General features: G+C 37.6%; 26 protein-coding genes. 3 read left to right on the top strand and 23 right to left on the bottom strand.

Annotation, left to right across the window (positions count from 1 at the left end; genetic code table 11):
- Nucleotides 1-30 precede the first annotated feature (30 nt).
- From C0W29_RS11060 to C0W29_RS10975, 18 genes are all read right to left on the bottom strand, one after another.
- Nucleotides 31-906, bottom strand: a complete 876-nt coding sequence (locus tag C0W29_RS11060; protein ID WP_045066963.1) for a metal ABC transporter permease — start codon at nucleotides 904-906, stop codon at nucleotides 31-33.
- A complete protein-coding gene (locus C0W29_RS11055; RefSeq protein ID WP_036789994.1) occupies nucleotides 906-1,661 on the bottom strand; it encodes a metal ABC transporter ATP-binding protein in 756 nt (251 codons plus the stop codon). Before C0W29_RS11055 ends, C0W29_RS11060 begins: the two co-directional genes overlap by 1 nt.
- Nucleotides 1,658-2,569: a metal ABC transporter solute-binding protein, Zn/Mn family gene (locus C0W29_RS11050; RefSeq protein WP_045041174.1), complete on the bottom strand. Its 912-nt coding sequence runs from the start codon at nucleotides 2,567-2,569 to the stop codon at nucleotides 1,658-1,660. Before C0W29_RS11050 ends, C0W29_RS11055 begins: the two co-directional genes overlap by 4 nt.
- A 55-nt stretch (nucleotides 2,570-2,624) precedes the next feature.
- Entirely contained in the window at nucleotides 2,625-3,209 is a 585-nt protein-coding gene (locus C0W29_RS11045; RefSeq protein ID WP_045044664.1) for a DUF6162 family protein, read from the bottom strand.
- Nucleotides 3,206-3,529 (bottom strand): hypothetical protein, encoded by a 324-nt coding sequence (locus C0W29_RS11040; protein WP_036789987.1) that lies wholly within the window; start codon nucleotides 3,527-3,529, stop codon nucleotides 3,206-3,208. Before C0W29_RS11040 ends, C0W29_RS11045 begins: the two co-directional genes overlap by 4 nt.
- Before the next feature lie 85 nt (nucleotides 3,530-3,614).
- Nucleotides 3,615-4,451, bottom strand: coding sequence for a DUF4198 domain-containing protein (locus C0W29_RS11035; RefSeq protein ID WP_205067895.1), 837 nt, complete (start codon nucleotides 4,449-4,451; stop codon nucleotides 3,615-3,617).
- An 11-nt stretch (nucleotides 4,452-4,462) separates the two neighbouring features.
- Nucleotides 4,463-4,987, bottom strand: coding sequence for a DUF2271 domain-containing protein (locus C0W29_RS11030; protein WP_045044662.1), 525 nt, complete (start codon nucleotides 4,985-4,987; stop codon nucleotides 4,463-4,465).
- Nucleotides 4,988-5,024: 37 nt separating this feature from the next.
- Nucleotides 5,025-5,654, bottom strand: a complete 630-nt coding sequence (locus C0W29_RS11025; RefSeq protein ID WP_045044661.1) for a PepSY-associated TM helix domain-containing protein — start codon at nucleotides 5,652-5,654, stop codon at nucleotides 5,025-5,027.
- A gap of 210 nt (nucleotides 5,655-5,864) precedes the next feature.
- The gene (locus C0W29_RS11020) at nucleotides 5,865-7,514 is read right to left on the bottom strand and encodes a phosphoethanolamine transferase (RefSeq protein WP_045044660.1); all 1,650 of its coding nucleotides are present in this window, start codon (nucleotides 7,512-7,514) and stop codon (nucleotides 5,865-5,867) included.
- A 221-nt stretch (nucleotides 7,515-7,735) separates the two neighbouring features.
- Nucleotides 7,736-8,278: an RNA polymerase sigma factor gene (locus C0W29_RS11015; protein WP_036789975.1), complete on the bottom strand. Its 543-nt coding sequence runs from the start codon at nucleotides 8,276-8,278 to the stop codon at nucleotides 7,736-7,738.
- Between the two features lie 137 nt (nucleotides 8,279-8,415).
- A complete protein-coding gene (locus C0W29_RS11010) occupies nucleotides 8,416-9,594 on the bottom strand; it encodes a DUF481 domain-containing protein (RefSeq protein WP_036789973.1) in 1,179 nt (392 codons plus the stop codon).
- Between the two features lie 200 nt (nucleotides 9,595-9,794).
- The gene (locus C0W29_RS11005; RefSeq protein ID WP_045044659.1) at nucleotides 9,795-10,982 is read right to left on the bottom strand and encodes a tetratricopeptide repeat protein; all 1,188 of its coding nucleotides are present in this window, start codon (nucleotides 10,980-10,982) and stop codon (nucleotides 9,795-9,797) included.
- Nucleotides 10,982-11,632 (bottom strand): energy transducer TonB, encoded by a 651-nt coding sequence (locus C0W29_RS11000; protein WP_036789968.1) that lies wholly within the window; start codon nucleotides 11,630-11,632, stop codon nucleotides 10,982-10,984. Before C0W29_RS11000 ends, C0W29_RS11005 begins: the two co-directional genes overlap by 1 nt.
- Nucleotides 11,632-12,036: an ExbD/TolR family protein gene (locus C0W29_RS10995; RefSeq protein WP_036789967.1), complete on the bottom strand. Its 405-nt coding sequence runs from the start codon at nucleotides 12,034-12,036 to the stop codon at nucleotides 11,632-11,634. The genes C0W29_RS11000 and C0W29_RS10995 overlap by 1 nt, the downstream gene beginning before the upstream one ends.
- Complete coding sequence (locus tag C0W29_RS10990; protein WP_036789966.1) at nucleotides 12,033-12,566, bottom strand: MotA/TolQ/ExbB proton channel family protein; 534 nt, start codon at nucleotides 12,564-12,566, stop codon at nucleotides 12,033-12,035. Before C0W29_RS10990 ends, C0W29_RS10995 begins: the two co-directional genes overlap by 4 nt.
- The gene (locus C0W29_RS10985; RefSeq protein WP_045044658.1) at nucleotides 12,566-13,933 is read right to left on the bottom strand and encodes a MotA/TolQ/ExbB proton channel family protein; all 1,368 of its coding nucleotides are present in this window, start codon (nucleotides 13,931-13,933) and stop codon (nucleotides 12,566-12,568) included. The genes C0W29_RS10990 and C0W29_RS10985 overlap by 1 nt, the downstream gene beginning before the upstream one ends.
- 1 nt (nucleotide 13,934) lies before the next feature.
- The gene (locus tag C0W29_RS10980; protein WP_045041163.1) at nucleotides 13,935-14,708 is read right to left on the bottom strand and encodes a DUF3450 domain-containing protein; all 774 of its coding nucleotides are present in this window, start codon (nucleotides 14,706-14,708) and stop codon (nucleotides 13,935-13,937) included.
- Between the two features lie 170 nt (nucleotides 14,709-14,878).
- The gene (locus C0W29_RS10975; protein WP_045044657.1) at nucleotides 14,879-16,954 is read right to left on the bottom strand and encodes a TonB-dependent siderophore receptor; all 2,076 of its coding nucleotides are present in this window, start codon (nucleotides 16,952-16,954) and stop codon (nucleotides 14,879-14,881) included.
- Between the two features lie 408 nt (nucleotides 16,955-17,362).
- On the opposite strand from C0W29_RS10975, the gene C0W29_RS10970 reads away from it, so the two are divergent.
- Entirely contained in the window at nucleotides 17,363-17,794 is a 432-nt protein-coding gene (locus C0W29_RS10970) for a hypothetical protein (RefSeq protein ID WP_045044656.1), read from the top strand.
- A 199-nt stretch (nucleotides 17,795-17,993) separates the two neighbouring features.
- Here the strand turns inward: C0W29_RS10970 and mdtD are convergent, their stop codons facing one another.
- On the bottom strand, nucleotides 17,994-19,385 hold the full coding sequence (gene mdtD, locus C0W29_RS10965; protein WP_235869016.1) for a multidrug transporter subunit MdtD: 1,392 nt from the start codon (nucleotides 19,383-19,385) through the stop codon (nucleotides 17,994-17,996).
- A 493-nt stretch (nucleotides 19,386-19,878) separates the two neighbouring features.
- Between mdtD and C0W29_RS10960 the strand changes: the two genes are divergently transcribed.
- Nucleotides 19,879-20,589, top strand: a complete 711-nt coding sequence (locus C0W29_RS10960; protein ID WP_045044655.1) for an SDR family NAD(P)-dependent oxidoreductase — start codon at nucleotides 19,879-19,881, stop codon at nucleotides 20,587-20,589.
- Nucleotides 20,590-20,642: 53 nt separating this feature from the next.
- Here C0W29_RS10960 and C0W29_RS10955 read toward each other — a convergent pair whose 3' ends face one another.
- From C0W29_RS10955 to C0W29_RS10945, 3 genes are all read right to left on the bottom strand, one after another.
- Complete coding sequence (locus C0W29_RS10955) at nucleotides 20,643-20,852, bottom strand: hypothetical protein (protein WP_036789957.1); 210 nt, start codon at nucleotides 20,850-20,852, stop codon at nucleotides 20,643-20,645.
- Nucleotides 20,853-21,088: 236 nt separating this feature from the next.
- The gene (locus tag C0W29_RS10950; protein ID WP_045044654.1) at nucleotides 21,089-21,886 is read right to left on the bottom strand and encodes a RecX family transcriptional regulator; all 798 of its coding nucleotides are present in this window, start codon (nucleotides 21,884-21,886) and stop codon (nucleotides 21,089-21,091) included.
- Nucleotides 21,887-21,945: 59 nt separating this feature from the next.
- Complete coding sequence (locus C0W29_RS10945; RefSeq protein ID WP_036789953.1) at nucleotides 21,946-22,185, bottom strand: hypothetical protein; 240 nt, start codon at nucleotides 22,183-22,185, stop codon at nucleotides 21,946-21,948.
- Between the two features lie 214 nt (nucleotides 22,186-22,399).
- On the opposite strand from C0W29_RS10945, the gene C0W29_RS21635 reads away from it, so the two are divergent.
- A complete protein-coding gene (locus C0W29_RS21635) occupies nucleotides 22,400-22,549 on the top strand; it encodes a hypothetical protein (RefSeq protein WP_155395113.1) in 150 nt (49 codons plus the stop codon).
- 23 nt (nucleotides 22,550-22,572) lie between these two features.
- On the opposite strand, the gene C0W29_RS10940 is transcribed toward C0W29_RS21635, so the two are convergent.
- On the bottom strand, nucleotides 22,573-23,304 hold the full coding sequence (locus C0W29_RS10940) for a DUF6250 domain-containing protein (RefSeq protein WP_052671588.1): 732 nt from the start codon (nucleotides 23,302-23,304) through the stop codon (nucleotides 22,573-22,575).
- Nucleotides 23,305-23,524: the final 220 nt, after the last annotated feature.

The following is a 23,524-nucleotide window of genomic DNA, read 5'->3' as shown; positions in this document are numbered from 1 at the left end:
ATTCATGTTGGTTCCTTAAAAATACAGCGACTACCCTTTACGAATAATGCGGTAGCAGGTGGCAGTTAAAAAGAAAATAGCAGAAACAATGATAATCGCCGCTCCCGAAGGAATGGGGAGTTTAAGCTCCATTGGTAATATTGTGCCGATTACACAACTGATAGTGGCAAGCAAAGCCGATAAAAGCACAAAGCTCCCCATATTTTTAGTTAGCAGACGCGCTGTCGCACCAGGAATTAGCAACAAAGCCCCAACTAATACCGCCCCCACGATCTTGACTGATGCAATAGTGACAAGGGTAATCATCATCACAAATAGATAATCATAAAAATTAGTTTTATAACCTCGAACACGCGCAATATCAGGACTAATACAGGTTAATAAAATTCGATTAAACGTTGGTATCAGTAGCACAATAATCAAACTGCAGCTGATCGCTAATACCCATAAATCTTGATCAGTAACGGTTAGAATCGAGCCAAATAACACATTCTCTAACATATGAATGTTAATTTTACGTGCTACATACATCAATAATGCCGCCCCCACCGCCAAAGCTAATGCTAGAAAAACACCGACTAAGGTATCGTAAGGTACGTTGGTTCTATTGCGGACAAAGTGCAATAACAAAGCAAAGATCATGCAAAAGCTAAATAGGCCAATAAAAGGATTTTCAGGCGGTTCGCCTAATAGCACCCCTAATGCAATACCCGTTAATGCCGCATGGCCTACTGCTTCTGAAAAAAAAGCCAACCGCTTCGCTATCACTAACGTCCCTAACCCACCTAATAGCGGACCAAGTAATAACGCAGCGACAATAGCATTAACCATAAAAGCATATGAAAAACTGTCACTTAGAAAACCAGCATCAACACCTAATTGTGCCCAATGACGTAATAAATCCATTACGCGACCTCATGTTGCTTCGCCGCAATCGGCGCATGGCTATAGTGATTAAATAAACGTTCAATCTTTTCGGGAATCAACACTTCAGAATGATGACCTGAATCAACAAGAATGCGATTAACGACATGGACTTGCGCATTTAATCGCCGTACTGCCGTCACATCATGGTGAACAGCTAATACTGTTTTTCCTTGCGCAACAAATTCATGGATCAATGACTCTAAATAACGTACACCTTGCTCATCCATACCCGTTGTTGGCTCATCGAGTACCAGTAAGTCAGGGTTATCCAGCAGTGCTTGTGCAAATAACACCCGTTGCTGCTCACCGCCAGATAATTGACCCATACGACGATCGGCACGATTTGCCATTCCTACACGTTCAAGTTGGCTTAATGCAAAGACTTTATCCTGCTGACGTTTACGCCAAAATAATGGCGAACGCGTTAAATTAAGTAAAATAAAATCCATTACAGTTAATGGCAAACTTTGTTCAAACATCGCTTTTTGAGGAACATAGCCCACCGAACCTGGTTTGCCATTATTTGCCGCATCGTCCCATAAAATATCAATCTGACCTTTGAATGGTGTTAAGCCAAGAATTGAGCGTAATAACGATGTTTTCCCTCCGCCATTAGGTCCCATTACTACATGGCATTTACCGGCCTCAAAGCTATGATTGATGTTAGATAAAATCTGATTCTCGCCATATTGCAATTCAAGGTTTGCAATCTCAATCTGTGGACCAAAACTCATGCTTGATCCTTATTAGCAGCAAATTTCATCGCTTCTACTAAGGTGTCTAAATTTTGCTGCATTTCAATTTCTACTTTATCAGCTTCATATTGACCATGCGTCATATGTGAAAAACGGTATAACTTTACCCCTGTCGCTTTTTCAATAGTATCGACATAACGGTTAGGCATATTTAATTCATAAAACAGCACATCAATACCAGATTGCTTGATGCTTTCTATCGTACCTTGAAGTTGACTCGCACTTGGTTCCACACCGTGTGCTGGTTCAATAACGGCCGCAACATCAACACCAAACTCTTGCAATATATAACCGTAAGCGTTGTGAGTTGTTGCCACTTTCATACCTGAAGTATCTAAATCCCCTAACGCTAACATTGACTTACGCTTCATTAAGCGAAACGTTTTAGCATAATCACGGGCATTTTTACGGTATTCACGTGCATTATCAGGATCAAGCTCAGCCAATTTATTAGCAATGGTGTAAACCTTTTGAATAGTGGTTGATAGACCTACAAATGTATGAGGATTCACTGCCCCATCACCAACAGATTGCCCCATCGCGGGTAATAACGGCACATCACTGTTAGCTTCAATAACGACTAAATCATCACGATTAGCCGCTTCAATGACTTTTAGTGCAAAATCATCATGACCAATGCCATTAACAACAATAACGTCCATTTGTTTTAAACGGCGTAAATCATTTGGTTGTGGTAGGTAGTTATGGGGATTAAAACCAGCATCGACTAACGGCAAAATATCGGCTTTATCGCCCACCACTGCTTTTACATAGCTATAATAAGGCTGCAAGGTAATACCAATGGTTAATTTTTCAGCAGCAGCGCTACTAAAACTCATCAATAAAGCAACTGCAGTCAAAACAGTTTGAATACCTATTTTCATCATATTTTTACTTCAACGTTAGAGAAAGGAATAAACCACGACTTATATAGTCAACATATTAATGAGGTTGAACTTGCTCATCACTGTCACTACGAAATACAATTTGAGTCCAGCCACGATCAATAAGTTGCTGTGTTTCAAAAACAGCCTCTCGATTAATAACCAATGGTATCGTGTCCCGAGAAAGTGCTAACCAAATATCGGGATCTGGACTATTACTGTTAAGTACAACTGATGATGCGCCTTGCTTTTCAGTACGAAGACCTTGATAAATAGCACCATCAATATGCTGCCATTGATGACGCCCTTTACGTTCCCAGCTTTTATCTTCAATGAAAGGTGCTAACCATAATTCAGATAACTCAGCCATATCTGGCCAGTGATTTTTATTATCAAATTCACGACTATCTTGATTTAAATTTCGAATTTCTTCGTGAGCAAGACGTAATTCAGCCACCATTGCTAATTCATCTGGACTTAACTCAGTGATCGCTATTTGGTGGGCATCCAATTGCTGTGATTTTGTTTTATCTTGGTGAAATGGCAATAACACCGTTGCCAGTAAAAGAATAGCAACAATAATACCGCCAACCCATTTCCCTTCTTTACCACCATTATCAGAAGGTACTGTTTGACGAATCATTTTTCGTTAATCTCAACAACGTCAACTTCGACAGGGCTTTCATGTCCAGAATCAAACACTAGATAAAAATCAGTATCTGGTTTGGTAAATTCAGCAATCGAACGTTTATCCGTATTAACTTTAGCAATGAGGTTATCGTCGTAATCATACATATTGACGTTGTAATCAACCGCTTTACTGCCATCACTGTAACCCGTTTCACAAGCCACTTTGTCGCTTTCAAACCAACAACTCATTAATGGAAAATGCGCCTGAGCTGCAGTTGAAAATAAGCCTAATGTTAATAACGAAAACTTAATCAGTGATATATGCTTTTTCATAACAACCTCTAAATCTATCCATATTGTGGATGGAGGTAATAAAAAGGGCTGCATTCAATAAGAGAAACAGCACCAATTGGAATACTTACTGTAGTGATGCTTCAAACGTGATATGAACATTAACGTTCGCAGTATCAACCATTGGATTATTAGCAATCTCACCACGATAATTTGCTTTCATAATATAGCGACCAGCGGTTTCTGGAGTGAAACTCACTTTGCCATCTTTGTCACTCACTACATCAATTTGTTCTTGATGATTACGGTATAATGTCCCTTCACGTGTCACCTCAGCCACAACGCCAGCTTGCGGTTGACCATTAAAGTAGAACTGAAAAGTCACCGGTTCACCCTCAACAATATCGGCAGGATGAGTGATTGGTAGCAACTCTAAATATTTACCCGTAATTTCCATTGCTTTAGTACTTGGCTTACCAACAGTGACATAAGTTTCCGCGCGGGTGTAACCCACTTGAGTGAGAACATCACGCGATTTTTTAGGTAAAACTGCATCACGTTCAACTTTATTTGCAGCAATCCATTTCACCGTATCGCGACGACCGGCTTTATATTGAGTGAAATAAACAGGCGTTTGATTCACTTGAATTTTATGTGTTCCTTGTTCTTCAAAATAGAAGTCAAAAATCGCACGACGCTTGCCACGAATAGTAAAGTTAGGACGTTCAGTTCGACCATCAGGCATGATCACTTCTGCTGTTTCTGTACTTGCAGGTTTATCATAAACAAAAGTACCGTGTGACGCGGTAACATCAAAAGATAACCAATCCCCCCCTTCTTTTGATACCGTAAAATGTGAAGGTAATACCCAACGTGGATGAGCATTCGCCGAGGCTGATACTGCTAACCCAGCAATAACTGCACACGCCAGTGAAAACGCTTTAATTTTATTATTTTTCATAATGTTACTATCACTCAAAGTTTGTAATTAAGCTGAATAGCACCGGTTTCTTCGGTCGGTGCAATAACATGGCTAAACGCGTTTTCGCCTAGCTCGATTTTTTGACGTAAATAATTTCGACCACCGTGTTCACGCACTACTTCCACGTAAAAGGTATAACTGCCTTGTTCAACACGTTGACCTTTATCATTTAAACCATCCCATACAAATTTGTATTCACCAGCGGGACGTGTTGCTGAGGTTACGGCATCAACAAGATCACGATCATAACGACCCACTTTTCGCCACCAGCTACGTAAATCTTTCAGCCACTCATCCTTGCCAACCCACAATTGTACGGTGCGTACTGGTTTACGATTTGCGTCTTCAACCCAAACAGCAACATAAGGGCGTGCATACATAGTGGTTTCAATTACAGGCAGGGTAAAACTTACGTCAAGCTGCGCCGTTTCTGGAACAGGTTTCGCTATTGCGCTTGCCAATGGCGTTAACAATAACGCGACTAATAATGGTTTTTTAATGGTGTCAAACACGGTCATAATGAACCTTAAATAAAATCGACAATTAAATACTGGCTTATGGCACAGCAACAATATAAATCAGTAAACTAATTACAGAACCAAGCCCCATCCACTTCAATGAAGTGCGAAAGGTTTTCTTTTTAGGTATCAATAAACACACACCGGTTAATACAAACATCACCATTAATAAAGCAGTAATATCGATAAACCAGCGCCAAACTTCACCACTATTACGGCCTTTATGCAGATCATTAAGCACTGCAATCACACCATAATGAGTGCTTTCGATGGTTGCTTGAGCTGTTGTCATATCAATAAAGACCGTGGCGTTATAACCAGGGCCTTTATAATCAAGTGAAATTTCACCTTCTAATAATTCATCGCCATCAACATCAGTAAAAATATCAATCGCAGATGGAGTACCACTTACATCCCCATGTTTAGCTAAGTATGCGATTAATGCTGAACGATTAGGTGCAAATGGACCTTTCTCTGACTTCAATAACTCACTTGGAATAACAAGTTGCTGCTCGACAATATTCGGTGCTTGACTGACAAAAAGATGAGGTCGATTTAACGTGATCCCAGTAATGGCAAAAAATAACACCACTAACAGTAATGCCATTGAAATATAAATATGTAATCGACGTGCCCATAGTTGCACTGCCTTATTTTTTAACACCATCACTAACATCATGTAGAGAAACTGGAATAATGATAATTTAATTGATAATCGTTCTTATTGGCATTCAATTTACATTGTTTACGTTGGTTAGAAAAATGGGAGAAAAACGAAGGTGCGAGGTGCGAGGCATAAAATTCAAACACCCCTAATAAAAAATTATTAAGGGTGTAATTTCTAAAGGCTAATATTGAACCGTGTAAAGTGATCTCATTAATTGGTGCGGCATTGACGGAAAATATCTTGCTGTGGTTTATAAACTGATGTTTTTACATCCATAATCCCTAACATAGAACTGAATACATTATCTTGTGAGTAATCCCCTCTCTTGGCATTATTCGCAATATTTTCAAGACAAGTTAAGTTTAAACCACGATCTTGAGTAAAACTTTTTGAGAACCACATCATCATCGGCACTGTTGTTTGATACTCAGGTGCTAGACTATAAGGTGTCCCATGTAAATATAGGCCATCTTCACCTAAAGATTCCCCATGGTCTGAAATATAGAAAAGTGCCGTATTGTATTTATCGCTGTAAGTTTTTAACCTTTGAATTAATTGGCTAATCATATAATCGGTGTACAAAATAGTATTATCGTAGCTATTAATTATTTGCTCTGTTGTACAGTTTTCAATATCAGCACGCTGACAATCAGGTTTAAAGAATGTGTGATCTTTAGGGTAACGTTTGTAATATGTTGGTCCATGACTTCCCATAATATGAAGTGTAATAAACTTATTGCCCTTCATCTCTGCCACTTGTTGATCAAAATTATCCAGCAATGCCATATCAAGACATGATTCGCCATCACAAAGTGGATTCTCGGTACCATGTTTTAATGTAATTTCACGAACACGATCTCCAGCACCTTTATCACCGCCATCATTTTCTTTCCATAACATCGAAATACCAGCACGATGTAAAATATCAATAAAGGTATCTTGGTTATAGGCAATTGCTTTATTGTAATTACTACGGTTCATCGCTGAAAACATACAAGGTACAGATACCGCAGTAGCAGTACCACACGAAGTAACATTTTTAAACGAAATCATATTGTATGGCTGAGTATATTGATTGGTTGGGCGCGAATAGCCATTTGCTTGATAATTTTGAGATCGTGCGGTTTCACCTAAAACAAATACAAACAATGTTGGTTTGCCATTTGAAGTAGCCGTTGGAACCAACTTTGCATCAGTACCAATTTTTTGATAAGCAATAGGTTTAGTGAAATAGTTTCTATCAAGATACTTAATGCCCGTATATACATACGAAGGATTAATGACACGATTAAGATACTTATTATTACGTCCTACCGACGCATAATCTTTATAGAAAAACATAGCAATTAATACAATAACAATGATGGATACAATGATTGATATTAACTTATATATTACAAAATCTTTTACAAATGACTGTTTTTTTGTTTTGATAAAAAGAATAATAAAACAAGGAATAACACCAATAAAAAAAACAGTTATCACACCGGATAGACTAAAATAAGATAGCGCTTCACCAGTATTTGTTTCAAAAATATTTTCCATCATGCCATAATCAAAAATAATGCCATATTGATATGAAGCATAAGCAGTAATAGCAGAGATTAAGGTTAAAACACTAAAAAAAGCACGACCTAAACATGGCCATGCGAAAATTTGAAAAATAATATTAAGAGCAGCTATTATAAAAATAGGAAGCGAGATCACAAAACCAGTATTGACTACTTCTATTTTTGATAGTATTTCATAAAAAGTTCGCCACAATGGAATATTTAATACAAGTCCAAAATATACCGCAATGAAAAAAACCAACACATTATAATTTATTTCTTTATTGAAAATAGAGGCGGAACGCTTCATTTAATTGACCTAACGAACTGATAAAAAATGATAAATATCAAAAACACCATTTATCTTATCAAGTGACATCTCACTTAAAAGCCGATCTTGAAAACTCAAAAATATTATTCAACATTGCTAAAAAATGACAATTAATCATCCAATAACGACAATACAAATAAAAAGAATAAATTCAAAATACTAAAATAAATAGTGACCTAACCAATTCCGCCTATAATATATTATATGATCAGTATACTCAAACTTTGAAGTGCTCTGTATAGCCTCATTTTACAAGCACTAATCGTAATTTGTAAAATATTACTAATTTCATTCAATGAAAAATCTTTATAAAAACGTAAATTTATTATCTCTTGTTCATTAATAGACAATCTTGGTATTATTTTATTAAAATCTATTTCTAAATTAACATTACGATCATTTACTACTGCTAAATTATCCATAACTGTTAATGTTATTATATTATGATTATACTTTCGACTTAAGAATGTATAGCAAACATTATCTGTTATTTTATATAGCCACGTTTTAAACAATGCATCATGTCGGTATGTAGGTAATGCTTTATATACTTTAATTAATATATCCTGAACGAGATCTTCTGCTGCAGTTCTATCCTTGATCTTATAAACACATCTTTTATATAGCAATGTTAAATAAGGCTGCATTAGCCTATGAAATACTTCATTCTTAGAACGACAATTACATTGAAATCCTGCAATTAAATTACACTCTTTAATTTCATATTCATCATATAAACTCATTGATAGGTTCCATCCTAGATAACATCATATTTAATGACAAAAAATTACATGTTTTTGTGTTCTATTTACTATAAACAAAAAAAAACACCAACTTGTCTTATAAAAGAGAAGTTGGTGTTTATATGAAAAATAAGCACTTATTTTAAGCGGTAAGTCAAACCTAACTGGACAGTTTTATCAATATCATCATTACGATCAGTCTGCGGCGTACCATCATAATCAATATGATCTTCTGTTTTCGATAATCCTGCTGTCAAAGTTAAACTAATAACATTAGAGACATAGTAACGAAATGCCGATTTCAGGCTATTTGTCATTAAATCTTCAGAGCCATCACTCTCAGAATAATTTAATAACCACGTATTTTCCCAATCAATATTGTCACGTAATTCATACGTTAATGACATCGCATTCGAAGCATTAAAACCATTATCGCCATCATCAAGCACTGCAGTTAAAATTGCTTCATTGGAAAATTGCAGTTGATTACTAATTGGATAATGATACTCAGCCCCCAGCTCTAATGCTGGCTTAGTATCTGAACCATCGTAATTAGTTAATACCGCCCCGACACCAGCACGCACTAACCAGCCATATTTACGCGTTGAAATTCGTTCATTAACTAATACATCATAAGATTTAATCGCACCACGTGCGCCTAAAGTAATGCCTAACGCCTTACCTATATCTTCAACCCAATATTCAGCATAATCAGCAGAGCCATAATGACTACGATACTCTGGCTCTCTCGCTATAATGTTAGCGACATCTTGATACGTTGATCGAGACACAGATCCCGTTAATAGTCCTCGCTCCTGCAACTCCTGAACAACACGAATTGTTTTTGCCATAGGCGTAGCATTTACTACCCGTCCATAACCTAAACCTACCGTTAATTTAGTAAACGGATCAACCATATCCGTTTGCGCACCAATTTCGGCCTTGCTATACCAAAAAGCATTATTACGGGTTGGATTAAAGTACATATCATTCGTCAGTGATGCTAAAGCCTGATAATTTTTTTTTGTCGTATCATCACTATTACTGCCTCGACTCATCGAGGTATCACCTACAAAATTTATGCGAGTATTTCGATCTGCTGATGAAAAAACTTGATCATAATTGGCACTCGCATCAGTACTAAAACTTGTTTGATCCTGATTACCGCTTTGCAAATCAAATTGAGCGTTTAAATAAGCGTCTTGATAAGCGGATGTAGCCTCTTCATAATCAAACATCGTAATTTCTTCAGCATGCGTCACGGAAGATAAAAGCAGCCCGACAGCGGCTGATACCACAGTAATTACCGGTTTCATAGTGTAACTCCTAAATGTTTATAGTTTTATTTATGTTTAATTCCCACTCATTTTTCGGTGGTTCCATAATTCAAACTGTTAAAACATCAAAAAAGTCACATTAATAATTTTCTTTTTTTACTATTCTTATTTATAAGAAAGGCGAGCTCAATGGCTCGCCTTTACATAAATAACAACATATCTAACAATTACTAGTCTAGTTAAGCATTTACATCCATCTTTCTCATTTGACCTAAATATTTAACCCAACTTTTAGCGGCTGAAGAAGGTTGAATGTTATTCGCTTGCTTAGCATGAATAATCGCTTGATCGAGATTATTCATTTTGTAATAAACACGTACTTTAGCTAATTCCACCTCAGCCCGTTTATCTTTTCGCTTTACACGATCTAACTCAATCAACGCTTGTTTATAATCGCCTTCTTGCACGAGTAACTGAGCTAATTGCCAACGATAGTGGTTATCTTTCGCTGCAACTTTGGTCCATAAACGAATTGCTTTATTCCATTCACGGGCCATTTGCCAATAGTTTGCTTGCTCAATTAATAATGTTTTATCGTTATTAGCATCTTTCAAAGCGGCTATTTGTTCTGCTGCACGTTCTGGAATACCACGCTGAGCATACAATTGCGCTAATACTTTAAGATCTTGCTGACTCAGCTCGACCCCTTGGTATTTGGCCAGCTTTAATGTTGCCAATGCATCAGCTGTTTTACCCGTTCTCATTTGAATACTTGCTAACTGTTGCCACCAAATTAATTTATTCGGTTCAAGTGCAATTAAACGATTCAGGGTTGCAGAAGCTCCTTGCCAATATTTAAGTTGTAACTGTGCGCCAAGCTTAATCGACAATGGTGACATGCTATCTTTAATACGATAATCATCATAACGCTTCATTGCTGTTAATACTTGTTGCCACTGTGATTGCTGGTAATGTGCTTGAGCAATACGTAGCCACAATTCATCACCTTTCTGTTTAGCTGGGATATTTTTAGTTAACTTATAATAATGCGGTAAGGCTTGGCTATATTTAGCATCAGATAACAAAATATCGGCTAGCATGCGCTCAGTCGTCCATGCCTGATCATCTTGCAATAAGCCACTATTTACAGCTTTCGTTAGTAATGCTACCGCTTGTGATGTTTTACCCTGCTGCCAATAGAACACCCCTAACATCCGTTGTACATAGGCTTTATCGTAAGCACCACTTGGATTCATTTCGGCTAACATAGCGACAGCTTGATCAAGCTTATCATTCAATTGTAAGTTATTGGCGCGCTGTACCTTATTCGCCGTCGCTTGCGATAATTGACCACTGCTTGCATAAGCATTAGATAATGTCATTGAAGCCGATAAGGTTAACGCGATAATAAAAGCGAGTTTTTTCATTATTGATTCAACCTAAATTCAAGACGTACTGTCTGCCCTTGTTGTGCCATTGCGGTGCCATTCACAACTTGTGGTTGATATTTCCACTTGCGTAATGCACGAATAGCTTCTTTATCAAATAAACGCCGTGGCTTTGAATCCATAACAGCAATATCTATCGGTCGGCCTTGAGTATCAATGGTGAATTTAAGCACCACATAACCTTCTTTACCCTGACGTAAAGCCCGTGATGGATAACGGGGTTCTACGCGATAAAGTGGCATTGCTTGCTGAGATTTGCCTAATCCATTACCCATCGCAGCAGCACTACTAAAGTCGGTAAATTTAGGCGCATTAACCGCTAAACCGTGAATAGACGTATCCAAACCTAAACTTGGAATTGATGCCATTGGCATAGCTGTCGAAGTAGCGGCTTGCGATTGCGACGGCTGTGCCTCTGGTGGTGGCGTTGGTGTTTCTGGTGGCGGCGGAGCAACACGCTGACGGCGTTGTGGGGCTTGCTCATGTTCTACCATCACCATATTAAACGCCAAAGGTGGTGAATTATCTTGTCGCTGATGATTACCGTTATCCACCATCCATGCCATCAAGGTAAACAAACCTAAAGCCATCGCCAGCGCCAATGGCAATGCCATCAATATGCGCATCATTAGTTTTTCTCCGCCGCCAGAGCAATATTCTTCACCCCTGCGCCTTTCGCTGCATCCATAACCTTAACAACAGTACCGTTATAAGCATGTTCATCAGCTTGGATCACTAATGCAGCATCTGGCTGTTCTGTTAGCATGTGCTCAAGTGTTGCTTGAACGCGCTCAGCATCAACCACTCGTTTATCAATATAAATATCATTCGCAGCAGTAATGGCGACAAAAATACCTGCATCTTTTTGACTAACAACATGACTCGCTTGAGGGCGATTAACTTCAACCCCAGATTCACGTACAAAAGAGCTTGTGACAATAAAGAAAATCAACATAATAAAAACGATGTCTAACATAGAGGTTAAATCTATTTGTGCATCTTCACGCACTGATGAGCGACGACTGAGTCTCATTGCTGACTCCTTAATGATTTTTCTAATTTCAACTCACGCATTCGGCATGCTTTTGCCAATCGAGCATGAATAAACATCCCTGCTAATGCAGCTACCATACCCGCCATTGTTGGTAGTGTAGCCAGCGAGATACCAGAAGCCATAAGCCGAGGTTGGCTACTACCTTGAGTTGCCATTACGTCAAATACTGAAATCATACCGGTAACGGTACCGAGTAAACCAAGCATTGGACAGATAGCAACTAACACCTTAATAAAATTCAGGTTTTTATTTAAGGCTATTTTAGCATCCGATAACCAACCATCTCTAATAGCGCGTGCATACCAAGAACAATGATCAGCGCGTGCTGCCCAGAGAGTAATCCATTGCTGTTGTTGCTGTGGAAAGTAAAATACAAGGTAAATAACCCGTTCAAAAACCAGTAACCACAACACAGCAACAACAGCGGCTAACCACCATAGAATCACACCACCTTGCGCCATAAAATGCGACAGTGATAACCACCAGGTTTGTAATACGCTGCTATCCATTAGGCGGCCTGTTCAGTTGTCATTACAGAAGCCGACTGGCCATGCTGATCGTTCTTTTCTGCTTGTTCTGCAACAAGGCTAATACCCTGCTTTTCAAGGATCATACGAATATTTTCAGCTTGGGAGCTTAAAATATTATGCGCCAGTAATAGTGGCATCGCCGCCACTAAACCTAATACTGTCGTAACCAATGCCATTGAAATACCGCCCGCCATCACTTTTGGGTCACCGTTGCCAAACTGGGTGATCACTTGGAAGGTTTCAATCATGCCGGTTACCGTACCCAACAAACCTAACATCGGTGCTAAAGCAGCAAATAGTTTTAGCATTGAAAGGCCTTTTTCTAGCCCTTGTTGCTCATCAACTATCGCCTCTAACAAACGTAATTCTAACGCTTCAACACTACGACTTTGTTCTTTGTTATACACCGCAAGAATATGACCTAATGGGTTATTACCTGGCTTTGACGGTTGTTTAAGTTGTGCTTTAATTTGTTGGCGAATCATCGCCAATTTCACACCTCGGAAAATCGCAATACCAGCACCAATAACAAGCAGTAGTAGAATCACTTTACCTACAGCACCACCCGCTTGCAGACGATCCATCAATGTTGGTGATTGTGCTAATTGTTCTAGCATCACGCCGCGAGAAGGATCAACCACCAGCATCTCATTGCCCTTTGATACCAGCTGCTGATAATCAGCCAATGTCGGTGCATGTTCTGGTTGTTGTAAATAAGCCATCGCCACATGCTGGCTACCGTCCCAACGTAAATAACCGTTGTCACCAACCAAACCAATGCTACCTAAACGTAATGCCTCAACATCACTTTGTTCACCATCACCATTGATATATGGAACGGTTACTTTAGCTATTTGGCCGCTAGCAACAATCTGATCTGTCATTGCTTGCCATAAGCCTTGTAGCTGCACCATTGAAGGTAATGCTTTAGCAGCAACAATATCATTTACAACGGCATTATCTTGGCTGTTATCAATCGCTGTTACGGCATGTTGCTGCTCGGCTTGAACTTCTTTAGCCGTTTGACGCACAACCCCAAATAGCTCACCTAAGCTGCCACTTTCTAAACGTAATTGCTGCTCTAGCGTTGATAGGTGTTGTTCATTAGTGCTAAAGGTGGTGCTTAATACTTCAGTGGCGGTTTTGAGTTTATTACGCTCAGCCACTAATGCATCATATTGTGCTTTCACCGTTTGCTGAGTATGGTTAAAACCCGCTTCACGTTGAATATTATGCTGAGTTTGCTGGCTCTGCTCTTGCTGTGCTTGTTTCACTACTGATTCAGCATTCACTGCAAATGGCATGCTTGCGACACATAAGGCGGTAACTAACGCTTTTAATTTCATATTATTTACTCTCTACGTTAGTTGGTGATCCAGAAACAGGTAAGATAATCAAACTTGGTGCAACTTGGTTATCAGCAATTGCAAACGCTTTATCAATATTAGCGCCTTCACTTGCATCAACGGCTTGCCATTGTTTAGCAGCCGTATTCCAGCTCCAGTAATGACTACCATTTAGACTACGTGCAACCAATGCAATACGACCTAAATGAAGTACATTCACTTCAATCGTTTTATTACCTTCAAGAGTGATTTTCGCTTGGTAAGCGGCAAGTTTAGTGCCGTAATCCATTTCAATTTGGTAGGCTTCTAAAATACGACGGAATTTTTCAGCATCGCTAATATCAGCTTGTGACATCATAGTTTCAAGTTTATTTACACGCGCTAAACGAGCTTGATGTTTAATGGGCTTATCGTTTTCAACAATCGTCTTTAAGCCATCAATCATTTGATACATTAATGGCACCACGCCTTGACGTGTTTGCTTAATATCGGTGATTTGTTGATCAATCGATGTCACTTCTTGCGCCTGATTTTGAACCAAACGTGCCAAGTGATCATGATAGATAGTTAAATTTTTCACTTCTTCTTGCAGCTGTTCAATACTGGCTTTCATCGCTAACACCGAATCAGCACTTTTATCAATTTTATCCTGACTCACGGCAGATGCAGTATTGGTCTTGTTTTCAATCGAACGCGCATTATCGAGATTAGAAGCATTTGCGCCAGTAGTGACGCTGAGAATAACAATAGCAAGGCTAGTTTTAATAAAATTCATAATATTTAATCAATCGTTATCTGTAATAACCAAAAAAACAAAAAAGGTGATGTTAAAAATAAAAAGCACCGCAAAGTGGCGAACTATAAACAATAACTATTGTGATTAACAGTTTATAGATAGCAACAAGGGGAAGTTAATACTTCCCCTATATTTATTAGGTTTAAACCTTAGTATTTAAACTCAATGGTTGCCATGAAGTTTCGACCTTCACCTAGAGTCACACCTGTAGCGCCAACATAATCTTTATTCGTTGAACCACCACCAGCCATGTAGTCAGTATCAAATAGATTCTCTACATTAACACGACCTACGATATCCAATTTATCATCGTATTTGTAAGTATGCGCAACACCAACATCAACACGCGTATAACCATCTTTCTTAAAGGTATTCGCTGCATCACCAAAGCGAGAACCTTCATAAATTACACCAAGGTTTACATCCGTTGCCTCAGTGACGTTGTATGTTGTCCATACGCTTGCAGCAAATTCAGGCACATCTACCGGACGATTTCCTTGGTAGTTCTGATCCTTAGTGTATTCAGCATCAAGGTACATTGCTGAAGCATTCATGCTTAATTTATCAGTAATGTTACCTTGTAACGCAACTTCTACACCATTATGAACACGTTCGCCTGCTTGAGTCAGCGTTTGATTATTCTCTGGACCAACCGCAATTTTTGAGTTTTCTTGCGTAATATTAAATACCGCAGCCGAAGCATATAAACGCTTATCTAATAATTCCCACTTAGTACCTAGCTCATATTGCTTACCACGTAATGGATCAAGATTATCACCACCGTTAATGTAATCTGATGACACCACACCTTGTGGCTCAAAACTTTCAGAATACGCTAAATAAATCGAACCATTCTCAGCTGGGTGGAAAATAGCCGCTAACTTAGGAGATACCGCTTCTTCTGCCAACCCACTCTTCACTTGACGATCAAAACGTACGCCAGCAAGCACTTGCCAATAATCATTCACAGTGATCATATCTTGCGCATAGAAACCCCATGCATCGTATGAAGAATGTGATTCTTTTGGCTTACCATTTGAGAATGTTGGAGCTGGTGTAGTTTGACCTGGCTTCACTTCAACAGCGTTAAATGAACGTTGGAAACGGTCGTAGCTATAACCTAACCAGTTGGCACCCACTAATAACTGATGCTGCATACCTAATGTATCAAACTCACCAACAAAATCAGTGTAAGCCGTTTTAAATGCCCATTCATCATGACGATCATTTCCGCCTTGCTTGATAGTTCCATTCTCTTCAAACTTACTGAAATTCGGGTAACTTTCTTTATCATTACGCACGAAGTCTTGGTAATTGAAACCAGTATTTAATGCCCATGTATCAGTTAACTGCGCTTTAATATCAAAACCCATATTCTGAACATCGTTATCAATCTTAGACCACTGTGCATCCCACACATGATCACGGCCCATTACCGGCTTACCATCAACAACATAAGCGCCAGAATCGACACTGCCGTTATCTTGAGTACGATCATAATGTAGTGACACCGTCACGTTATCATTTACATCATAATCAAGGAACATACCGCCGACAAAACGATCGGTTGATGGTGTAGAACCATCACTGAATTTACGCCATGAATCATAATCTTCTTTAGCTAATACTACTCGTCCACGAAGTGTTTGATCAGTATTAAGCGAACCACTTACATCTAACACGCTACGAGTATGATTATTTGAACCAATATCTTGACTGAAATTCATTTGAGTTTCGTAAGTCGGTTTTTTAGAAACCATATTCACTAAGCCACCTGGTGCTGATTGCCCATAAAGCAAACCCGCTGGGCCTTTCATCACTTCAACGCGCTCTAATAGTTCAACCGGTTGACGATAGTGTGACCAATGCTGGTGTCCATCACGAAGGAAACCACTACTACTGCCTAATTCAAAACCACGTAGAGAAAAGCGCTCACGGTTACGACTAGTGCCACCAGCAGAAATACTCGCATCGTTCTGCAACACTTCACCTAACGTACTTGCACGCTGCTCATCAATTAGCTTCTCATCAATAACTGCAACTTGTCCTGGAGTTTCTAATTGTGTCATCTCCATTCGCATTGCTGTCGAATTCGTGTCAGCCTTATAGCCATAATCACGTCCAGTGACCACCATATGCTCATCTGTATTTGTCATTTCCGCCTGAGCAATCGGTGCTGATAATACTGCACCAATCAATAGTGTTAGCTGACTCTTAGAAAACATATTCCGTTATCTCCAATTACCGTATCTTTGAGAATAAAACCAACTGAATTAGGCAGTTACTTAATACCGCATCTTTAAAAGCAAACCGATGTAAGCTTTTAAGGATACTCCGTATAAGGATCTACCACGGCTCAAAATGGTTTTGATTATTTAGCAGTAACATCATTGCCCCGCCAAACCGTGAACAAGAATATAAGTGATAACCATTACCATTTGCAGTTAAATTTACATTCTTTGCATTCGTAAATTTTTTGTCAATAAATCATAATGATAATCAGCCCACACTTTATTGACATTTACTTGCCTGCGTAAAATGTTATTCCGTACTCAATACTGTTTTTTTCAAAGACATTCAAAGCAAACGGGCGTATAATTCCGCCGTTTTTATTGATTTCTGCGGTATTTAAAGTGACTCAATTAAGTCTTGAAGCTATTCGTCAACAACTAGAAGAACGCAATTTTATTGCTGAGAAAGTCCGTATTGTAACGGTAGAGGCAATGGATCCAGAGGTGTTAGCAGCCTGTACCACAACGGAAAATGAAACATTCTATAACAGCTATATGAATGTGATTTATTGCCGCGGTGATCGCTATGTTTTAGGTTATCGCTGTAATGAGGCAACTATCGTTGACCAAGCGATTATTTTTAAAGATGGTAAATATTACGATCCAACCTTACAAGCCAACGGTGAAGGTGAGTTTAAAGCGTATCCATTTGCTGTATTAGCGGAATTTAAAGTCTTTGACATGATGACACATGCTAAAAACAATAAAGACTTTCCGCCTGATGTAGACTTCTTATTTACACGAAAGAAGCACTTCAAAAACGTTATAAGATAATTTTTATTGTCCGTGGTGATTTTTCGCAACGGACAACTTCTCTCCCCTCTTAAATATTTATATTCACAGTACGACAATAATAAATAAACTAAATACTATCTTTGATATAGATGCAATTATCATACTGTTCATCAATTAGTACATCGAAAGTAAGCTATTACGTAAATATTGTGTTGTAATAACTGGGACTAACTAGGCGTTATTTACTTATTAAATTATCACCATCAACGCTTTTCAATGATAAAAAAGTTAATGCAGAGAAAACCGTTAGTGCCCCTAAAGTAATAAAGGTCTGATGAAAATGAACCATTGCATTACCAGATCCATATGAATTAAATAGCTTTAATATACAAGCACAAACGGCAAGACCGAGACTGATTGCTAATAATTGTGTTACGGCTAAAGCACTATTACCAGCACTGGCATTTTGATCATTTAAATCAGCCAAAGTAATAGTATTCATCGACGTAAATTGCGTTGCACGCACCACACCTAATCCAAATAACAACGGTACAGCAAACCATAATGATAACTGATTAGACACTAATGCAAATGCTGCGGTTATAACACCAATAACGACAGTAACTAACACTAACGTGCTTCGATAACCAAACCGATGCAATACCTTCTCAACTAAAGATTTACCCAGCAAAGCACCAATCGCTAACGGTACCATCATACATCCAGCATATAACGCAGACATTCCCATTCCCACCTGTAACATCAGTGGCACTAGATAAGGAATAGCACCAGTACCTAAACGCGATAAAATATTACCGCGGATCCCAACGTTAAATGTACGGGTTTTAAATAAGGATAAAGGAATTAATGGCTGTTCTTTTTTAGAAGCATGCAAACCATAACCAAATAATAGTAATACACCGATAAGCAAAGTTAATATAGGTAATAACAGCGATATTGATCCACTTCCAAATAATTCAATTCCACCGAGAATAAAGACTAAACTCAAACCAAATAATATAAAACCTAGCCAATCAAAATGGGAAGCCGTTGAAGTAAAATTAGGCATATAACGTTTGGCTATCCATATCCCTATAATACCAACCGGAATATTAATCAAAAAAATCCAGTGCCAACTCGCGTAAGTTACTAATAGACCACCTAATAAAGGTCCGACAACTGGCCCTACTAAACCAGGCATTGTTGCCAAATTTAAGACGCGAACAAAATCTTTTCGCGGGTAACAACGTAACAATGCCAACCTTGCTACAGGTACCATCATTGCGCCTCCTACCCCTTGTAATACACGCGCAATGACTAGTTGCACTAATGTGGTTGATAAACCACATGCTAATGAACCGATGGTAAATAACCCCACCGCCCATAGAAATATAACTCGTGTACCAAATTTATCGGCTAACCAGCCACTTACAGGGATGAGTATGGCTACAGTCAAGGTATAACTGATAATAGTTAACTGCATATCAAGTGGTGATTGATGTAGGCTTGTAGCCAACGATGGAATAGCGGTATTTATGATTGTGGCATCTAAGGTCTGCATAAAAAAGGCAATACCCGCAATCCATGGTAACCATTTAATTTGTGATGCCGATTGAGTCACCTTAGTCATATTCACCTCATTTAAAGCAATGGTGATATCCCTCATGATGACGACTCAGTCTTAGTGATGGTAACTACAGCAAGGGGGAAACAAGCACATTCAGTTGATTGACGATAACAGAACCAACTTAACTTAAGATGAATAAGTCTCAATTACCTAACTAGCAATACTTCTTTTACAACATCTATATAATTTTTATAAAACTAGCACATTATTTTTATATTAACGCCAGTAAGGGCAAGTGATTTATTTTCTAATCTACATAGATAATTTTAATAAAAATCGACTTTAGCAATTAAGCGCATCTATTAAAGCGTATTACTCGAAGTTTGCGGTCTTATTAGTCATTATAAATAACCGACAATATTAAATGCAAAAAATAGTATTAATGCCATTATAATGCTCCCGTGAATATAAAATCACAGAGAATACAACTTTTAGATTGGATAGATAAATGATACTTTCATATTAACCATACACATAAACTATAATGGATCATTTTATGTCTAAAGTTGCTTTAATAACTGGAGCAAGTAGAGGAATCGGAAAAACCATTTCACATTACTTTGCTCAACAAGGATACTCATTAATTCTGCTATCCTTAAATAAGGAAAATCTTACACGAACAAAATCAGAACTAGCTCTATTATATACATCATGTAATATAAAAACAGTAAGTGTCGATTTTAATAAACCCAATGAAGTTGAATCAACGCTAACATCGATAATTACTTCATCTAAAAATATCGATGTTCTGGTTAATAGTGCAGGTATTTTAAAAGCAGGCAGCATCAATTTAACGCTGACTGAACTGTCTGAATTAATAAACATAAATTTACTTTCAACTATAACAGTATGTAATTTAGTTGCTAATAAAATGAAGCAACAAGGTTTTGGTGAAATATATAATATTGGCTCAACTGCAGGTTTAGAGCCAGTTCCTAAGATAGCGACCTATTCTGCTACAAAATCAGCGATCGTTAGCTATAGTCAATCGCTCTATCATGAGCTTCTTCCATTTGGTATCAAGGTCTGTTGTTTGTGTCCAAGTGTAGTGAATACCGATATGACTAATGATGGCCGCATTAATAATAATTTAAAGATTGAAACTCAAGACTTAACAAAAGCTCTCGATTTTATACGTGGTTTATCAGCAAGTGCAGCAGTAAGTATGCTATCAATACGTTGTAAAGTTATAGATCTAGAAAAATAAAATAAGATATTAGCACAACAAAAAGTCCAGTAGATACTGGACTTTTGATAATATTATTTAGTTTTTAAGCCCATACTCTGCAAATATTCTAGTTCAATATTGAACTTTTTAACATAACGATTCAAAGTGTTAGGGGTTACACCATGAACAATCTCGGCCCTATATGCTGTCATACTATGTGTGATAACGTCATAAACAGCGACCCTTACAGCTTCCACTTTGAAAATATGATTAGCAATCTTATTATATTTTTCTTTCTTCACTTCTTATTCCAAACAACGACATATCCTTTGTAGCCGCATAATAAACATCACTACTATAACTCACAATCATTTGAGTAATAGTTGTTAACAATATGAATAATATGGCTTATTAGCGGAATGATTTGTTTTTAGAGCACCACGCCAACATTCTAAAAAGGAATAATTAATCATTAGAAAGTTACATAAGAAACAAAGTTAGTATTATCGATATCTTTACTTTCTTTTTTCTACCCTAATCACATAGCGGCAGCCATGGCTTCTTTGATTTCATCCTGACTGTAACCCTTTGATGACAAATAAGCATAAGCTTTACTTTTGTCTTTAAAGTTCGATAGATCAAACCGTTTTTTTGCTAATACTAGTTGGCAGTTTTCATAAAAATCGATATCACCTGCATCAGTTAATTCATCAAGTACTTGTTCAAGGTCAGTAATATCAACATGTTTCATCTTAAGCTCTTGTTTAATCACTGTTCTACCTTTGAGCTTACGCACTAATTTCAATACTTCAGTTGTCAGATCAGCGTTCATACCTTTAATTTTTGCTTTACTTAATAATGTATCAGCCGCAGCATGTTCAGCAATCGCTGTTGAAATATCTTGAAAACTAAACCCACGCTTAGTGAGATCGTTGGTTATTTTCTCTTTCGTTGTTTGACTGAAATCGTCATAGCTATTTAAACGGTCACTTATCATTGCTAGCTCGATAACTTGTTTTTTTTCAATAACCTCAGCCAATGCCTCTTCAATAATACTTTCTGGAATACCTTTCGTTTTTAATTTCTGCTTTATGTATTGTTGCCCGTATTCGTTTGAAAAAGCCCTTTCACTAAAATGTAGCGCAAATGGAAGATCATCTTTTAAATAACCAAAGTCTTTCATTTGTTGTAATACAGTCTCAATCCAATCTTGCTGTTCTGTTTTTGCTTCTAATTTTTTACGTAATTCATATTCACTATGATCGCGTAAATTTAAATGATAAATAGCGCTATTAATAACATTTTGAATCGTTTTTGCTGGATACGGTTTCTTCATTTTAATGTTCTTCACTATTCAGTTATAAAACGAACGCTGATTATATTGAATATATCTTCTTATCGGCGCATGGTAGCTCTTACGGTCATTATCGTTAATACAATATAATAGATTGCGATTAATACTGCTGGTAAGGCATCACGATCAAAAGCAGAGCTTACTGCGAAGATGCAGTAGCAGATAATAATAATAGGAATAATAAACACACTGTTATTACGCGGATACACGCCTAATACTAAGAGTAATTTATGAATGCCAGCTAACACTAGCGGCAACGTTACCATTAAAAACCACAACATAGTCAATTCCTTTGAGGCACAGTGCCTTTGATTAGCTATTGTATACGCATAACAAGAACTAAAGAAGTCACCTATTACGACAATACTGTAAGCAATTAACGTTAGGGTCTCTTTTTAACAAGTAGCAGAATAGCACTGCTGTACTAGAATAAAACTAAATGTATTCGAGAAAGTATATCGCGGCTATTACATGTTAAAAGAGGAATCTATAACAATGGAAATTACATTAACAGATCATGAACGAGAGATTCTGCTTAATTTAATTCAAACTGAGATGGAGGGAATTATAGGGTTTGGTGATCTTCGTTACGAAGAACTCAACAAATTAGCGCATAAAATAAAAAGTGATGATATCGATCATTAATCATCACTTTTAATAATACAAAGTTACAACATCGCTAAAGAATATACTTTAAAATTATCTATTGCCACATGGCTCTTCCACGTTCTAAAGCCAAAATAGCCCTTATTAAATTCTTTTTCACCGTCAATAAAATACAATTTCTTACCATTTGCGTAAACAAAAGTACCCTCATTTAAACTCACTATTTGGATTTTTGTATGAGTATTCGGTACATTCATAAACACTTGATCTATAACATCATATTGCGGCAATAAAGGGCGTGTCCCATCTCCTGGATAACGGCGAAAACGTGTTGTGCTATTATCATTAGCTCCGTAACCAATATAATAAAGCTGCATAGGATCATACTTACGCATATCACCACCGCGCCATTTAGATTTAGCAAAAAAATCAGTACTACCCGGCTCTTGTGCCATCCAAAAGAAATTTAAATCTGTACCGCGATCATTTTTTCCACCAGCAACAACGACTTTTCCTTCAAATTCAATCACAGATGGTGCTGCAATACTGTGTTTAAACCAGACAGTAGTGCCACCATCATCATTTATATCCATTTCACCTTGCTTAATATCAACAACAGAAGTATCAATTTTTTCAATAACCCATTGTGATAATTGATTATCAAAACTATCTGAATAAATTAATGTTCCTTGTTGATTAATTAATTTTACTGGATCTAAACTTTTATTTTCAGTGGCTAATACTGAGTAAGAAAAAACAGTAGCGCACACTAACGCAAATAATTTAACTTTCATAACACACCTTTCATTTACTTTTGAATTGTATATTACGTTAAAAAAACCTTTCTATAATTTTCAGATTACAAATGTGTGATCGTAATTGAAAATGAAATATTCACTATCTAAATACTTTTCGCTCTCAGAATAACGGTCTCTTGTCTTCATTCTTTCGAGGTCGTAGAAACTCGAAAGTACCCATACAAAAAAAACCGCCAATAATGGCGGCCTTTGCACT

It is taken from the genome of Photobacterium kishitanii, from assembly GCF_003026355.1.
In the GTDB taxonomy this organism is placed as follows: Bacteria; Pseudomonadota; Gammaproteobacteria; order Enterobacterales; family Vibrionaceae; genus Photobacterium; species Photobacterium kishitanii.
This window is presented reverse-complemented; position numbering and strand designations above follow the sequence as displayed.

Bases quoted from the DNA above. Each gene is read 5' to 3' on its own strand.
- C0W29_RS11060 (WP_045066963.1), bottom strand. From the start codon at position 906: ATGGATTTATTACGTCATTGGGCACAATTAGGTGTTGATGCTGGTTTT.
- C0W29_RS11055 (WP_036789994.1), bottom strand. From the start codon at position 1,661: ATGAGTTTTGGTCCACAGATTGAGATTGCAAACCTTGAATTGCAATAT.
- C0W29_RS11050 (WP_045041174.1), bottom strand. From the start codon at position 2,569: ATGATGAAAATAGGTATTCAAACTGTTTTGACTGCAGTTGCTTTATTG.
- C0W29_RS11045 (WP_045044664.1), bottom strand. From the start codon at position 3,209: ATGATTCGTCAAACAGTACCTTCTGATAATGGTGGTAAAGAAGGGAAA.
- C0W29_RS11040 (WP_036789987.1), bottom strand. From the start codon at position 3,529: ATGAAAAAGCATATATCACTGATTAAGTTTTCGTTATTAACATTAGGC.
- C0W29_RS11030 (WP_045044662.1), bottom strand. From the start codon at position 4,987: ATGACCGTGTTTGACACCATTAAAAAACCATTATTAGTCGCGTTATTG.
- C0W29_RS11025 (WP_045044661.1), bottom strand. From the start codon at position 5,654: ATGGTGTTAAAAAATAAGGCAGTGCAACTATGGGCACGTCGATTACAT.
- C0W29_RS11020 (WP_045044660.1), bottom strand. From the start codon at position 7,514: ATGAAGCGTTCCGCCTCTATTTTCAATAAAGAAATAAATTATAATGTG.
- C0W29_RS11015 (WP_036789975.1), bottom strand. From the start codon at position 8,278: ATGAGTTTATATGATGAATATGAAATTAAAGAGTGTAATTTAATTGCA.
- C0W29_RS11010 (WP_036789973.1), bottom strand. From the start codon at position 9,594: ATGAAACCGGTAATTACTGTGGTATCAGCCGCTGTCGGGCTGCTTTTA.
- C0W29_RS11005 (WP_045044659.1), bottom strand. From the start codon at position 10,982: ATGAAAAAACTCGCTTTTATTATCGCGTTAACCTTATCGGCTTCAATG.
- C0W29_RS11000 (WP_036789968.1), bottom strand. From the start codon at position 11,632: ATGATGCGCATATTGATGGCATTGCCATTGGCGCTGGCGATGGCTTTA.
- C0W29_RS10995 (WP_036789967.1), bottom strand. From the start codon at position 12,036: ATGAGACTCAGTCGTCGCTCATCAGTGCGTGAAGATGCACAAATAGAT.
- C0W29_RS10990 (WP_036789966.1), bottom strand. From the start codon at position 12,566: ATGGATAGCAGCGTATTACAAACCTGGTGGTTATCACTGTCGCATTTT.
- C0W29_RS10985 (WP_045044658.1), bottom strand. From the start codon at position 13,933: ATGAAATTAAAAGCGTTAGTTACCGCCTTATGTGTCGCAAGCATGCCA.
- C0W29_RS10980 (WP_045041163.1), bottom strand. From the start codon at position 14,708: ATGAATTTTATTAAAACTAGCCTTGCTATTGTTATTCTCAGCGTCACT.
- C0W29_RS10975 (WP_045044657.1), bottom strand. From the start codon at position 16,954: ATGTTTTCTAAGAGTCAGCTAACACTATTGATTGGTGCAGTATTATCA.
- mdtD (WP_235869016.1), bottom strand. From the start codon at position 19,385: ATGACTAAGGTGACTCAATCGGCATCACAAATTAAATGGTTACCATGG.
- C0W29_RS10960 (WP_045044655.1), top strand. From the start codon at position 19,879: ATGTCTAAAGTTGCTTTAATAACTGGAGCAAGTAGAGGAATCGGAAAA.
- C0W29_RS10950 (WP_045044654.1), bottom strand. From the start codon at position 21,886: ATGAAGAAACCGTATCCAGCAAAAACGATTCAAAATGTTATTAATAGC.
- C0W29_RS10945 (WP_036789953.1), bottom strand. From the start codon at position 22,185: ATGTTGTGGTTTTTAATGGTAACGTTGCCGCTAGTGTTAGCTGGCATT.
- C0W29_RS21635 (WP_155395113.1), top strand. From the start codon at position 22,400: ATGGAAATTACATTAACAGATCATGAACGAGAGATTCTGCTTAATTTA.
- C0W29_RS10940 (WP_052671588.1), bottom strand. From the start codon at position 23,304: ATGAAAGTTAAATTATTTGCGTTAGTGTGCGCTACTGTTTTTTCTTAC.